A 3,484-nucleotide genomic window follows, 5' to 3' on the forward strand; every position below is an offset into this window, starting at 1 on the left:
ACCCTAATTCCTATTCATGCTCGGCTTTTCCCTGGCTCCCTCTACACCAATCCGACGGCGGGGCCCCCCACCCTCCTTGAAGCTGTGCAGTACGCGCAGCGGAACGTTGTACTTGCCGGCGAATTCCACCGCACGGATCTGCAACACCTTGGAGCCGAGGCTGGCCATTTCCAGCATCTCTTCAAAGGTGATCTTGTCCAGACGCTGAGCGACTGACACAACACGCGGGTCGGTGGTGTAAACACCATCAACGTCGGTGTAGATCTGGCATTCATCCGCCTTGAGCGCTGCAGCCAGTGCCACTCCCGTGGTATCGGAACCGCCGCGACCGAGGGTGGTGATGTTGCCGTGTTCGTCGACACCCTGAAAACCAGCGACAACCACCACGCGACCTGCTTTAAGATCACCACGAATTTTCTGGTCATCAATCTGCAGGATACGCGCTTTATTGTGTGCACTGTCCGTCAGGATCCGCACCTGATTACCGGTGTACGACACCGCCGGCACACCACGCTTGATCAGCGCCATGGCCAACAGGGCAATCGTCACTTGCTCACCAGTGGAAACGATCACGTCCAGTTCGCGCGGAACCGGTTGACCGTCGCCACTGATTTGCTTGGCCAGATCGATCAGACGGTTGGTTTCGCCGCTCATTGCAGACAGCACGACCACCAGGTCATCGCCGGCATCGCGGAATTTCTTAACCTTGTCGGCGACCTGCTCGATTCTCTCGACAGTGCCGACCGAGGTGCCTCCAAATTTCTGTACGATCAAAGCCATTTCAAAGCCGCCTCTGCCCATGAAGGGCGCCCAATAATCACTCAAACAGCCGCCGGCCCCGCCACTAGACTGCGGGCCCGGCGGGCCGCCTTATAAACCCTGCTCGACGAATGGAACGGTCAACGCCAGTGCGCCATCCAGCGCGCCGGCGTCGACACCGCCGCCCTGCGCCATGTCCGGACGACCACCGCCCTTCCCGCCCACTGCCGCAGCAGCCTGTTTCATCAAATCACCGGCTTTGAGTTGGCCAGTCAGGTCTTTGGTTACGCCTGCAACCAGAACGACCTTTTCCTCATGGACACTGCCGAGCAGGATCACTGCGCGGCCGAGTTTGTTTTTCAGTTGATCGACCAGCGCCAGCAGCGCCTTGCCATCCTGACCATCCAGGCGTGCAGCCAGAACCTTCACACCTTTGACATCCAGTGCCGAGGCCGACAGATCGTCGCCCGCAGCGCTGGCGGCCTTGGCCTGCAACTGCTCGAGTTGTTTCTCCAGCAGACGGTTGCGCTCCAGCACAGCCGACAGTTTGTCGATCAGGTTGTCGCGACTGCCCTTGACCAGGCTGGCCGCTTCCTTGAGTTGTTCTTCCGCGGCGTTCAAGTAAGCCAGTGCCGCAGCACCCGTGACGGCCTCGATACGACGCACGCCCGATGCCACACCGCCTTCGCTGATGATTTTCAGCAGGCCAATGTCCCCGGTACGGTTGGCGTGGATACCGCCGCACAGTTCGACGGAGAAGTCGCCGCCCATGCTCAGCACGCGCACGTTGTCGCCGTACTTCTCGCCAAACAGCGCCATGGCGCCTTTCTTCTTGGCGGTCTCGATGTCGGTTTCTTCGGTCTCAACGGCGGAGTTCTTGCGAATCTCGGCGTTGACAATGTCTTCCAGCGCTTTCAACTGTTCAGGCTTGATGGCTTCGAAGTGGCTAAAGTCGAAGCGCAGACGCTGACTGTCGACCAGCGAGCCTTTCTGTTGAACGTGATCGCCCAGCACCTTGCGCAGTGCTGCGTGCAGCAAGTGCGTGGCCGAGTGGTTCAGCGAAGTGGCGTGACGCACCTCGGCTTCGACATGGGTTTGCACCGGTGCGCCAACGATCAGGCTGCCCGAGGCCAGCACACCGTGGTGCAGGAAAGCACCGCCGGTTTTGGTGGTGTCGCGCACATCAAAACGGCTGCTACCCGCTTGCAGATAACCACAATCGCCGATCTGGCCGCCGGACTCAGCGTAGAACGGGGTCTGGTTCAGCACCACGACGCCCTCTTGGCCTTCACTCAAAACGTCGACGGACTGACCATCTTTGTACAGAGCCACAACTTTCGCCGAACCGCTGGTGTTGTGATAACCGGTGAACTCGGTATCCACATCAACCTTGACCAGGCTGTTGTAGTCCATACCGAAGGAGCTGGCGGAACGCGCACGCACGCGCTGGGCTTCCATCTCGCGCTCGAAACCTTCTTCGTCGATGGTCAGGCTGCGCTCGCGAGCGATGTCGCCAGTCAAATCCATCGGAAAACCGTAGGTGTCGTAAAGTTTGAACACTACATCGCCCGGCACCACGTCGCCTTTGAGGTCAGCCAGATCCTGCTCGAGGATTTTCAGACCTTGTTCCAGGGTCTTGGCGAACTGCTCTTCCTCGGCTTTCAACACGCGCTCGATGTGCGCCTGCTGGGATTTCAGCTCAGGGAAGGCTTCGCCCATCTCGGCCACGAGTGCGGCAACGATCTGGTAGAAGAAACTGCCCTTGGCGCCGAGTTTGTTGCCGTGACGGCAAGCACGACGAATGATCCGACGCAGCACATAACCGCGGCCTTCGTTGGACGGCAGCACGCCGTCGGCAATCAGAAAGCCGCAGGAGCGAATGTGGTCAGCCACGACTTTCAGGGATGCCTGATTGTCGTTGGTGCAACCGATGGCCTTGGCCGACGCGGCCAGCAGGCTTTGGAACAGGTCGATTTCATAGTTCGAGTGAACGTGCTGCAGCACGGCACTGATCCGCTCCAGGCCCATGCCGGTGTCGACCGAGGGCGCTGGCAGTGGGTGCAACACACCATCGGCGGTGCGGTTGAACTGCATGAACACGTTGTTCCAGATTTCGATGTAACGGTCGCCGTCTTCTTCAGGCGAGCCTGGTGGGCCGCCCCAGATGTCGGCGCCGTGATCGTAGAAAATCTCGGTGCAAGGACCGCAAGGGCCGGTATCGCCCATGGTCCAGAAGTTGTCCGAAGCATAAGGCGCGCCCTTGTTGTCGCCAATGCGCACCATGCGCTCGGCCGGAACGCCGATTTCCTTGGTCCAGATGTCGTACGCCTCGTCATCGCTGGCGTAGACGGTGACCCACAGTTTTTCCTTCGGCAGGTTCAGCCACTTGTCGGACGTCAGGAAGTTCCAGGCATAGGTGATCGCATCACGCTTGAAATAGTCACCAAAGCTGAAGTTACCCAGCATTTCGAAAAACGTGTGGTGACGGGCGGTATAACCGACGTTTTCCAGGTCGTTGTGCTTGCCGCCGGCGCGCACGCACTTCTGGCTGGAAACAGCGCGGGTGTACGCGCGCTTTTCCTGGCCCAGGAAGCAGTCCTTGAACTGGTTCATCCCCGCGTTAGTGAACAGCAGGGTTGGGTCGTTGCCCGGACTCATGGAGCTGGAGGCTACACGGGTGTGGCCTTGCTCGTCGAAGAAGCGAAGGAAGGCTTCTCGGATTTCT

At 59.4% G+C, this 3,484-nt stretch carries 1 protein-coding gene and 1 pseudogene; both read right to left on the minus strand.

Annotated features, from left to right (window positions below; all coding sequences use genetic code 11):
• Window positions 1-63 precede the first annotated feature (63 nt).
• Window positions 64-780: pseudogene (locus ACIOWA_RS27620) on the minus strand (aspartate kinase); the annotation flags it as partial.
• Window positions 781-870: 90 nt separating this feature from the next.
• On the minus strand, window positions 871-3,484 hold a 2,614-nt coding region (alaS, locus tag ACIOWA_RS27625; RefSeq protein ID WP_401162895.1), incomplete at its 5' end, for an alanine--tRNA ligase.

Source organism: Pseudomonas sp. NPDC087614 (assembly GCF_044743485.1).
GTDB lineage: Bacteria > Pseudomonadota > Gammaproteobacteria > Pseudomonadales > Pseudomonadaceae > Aquipseudomonas > Aquipseudomonas baetica_A.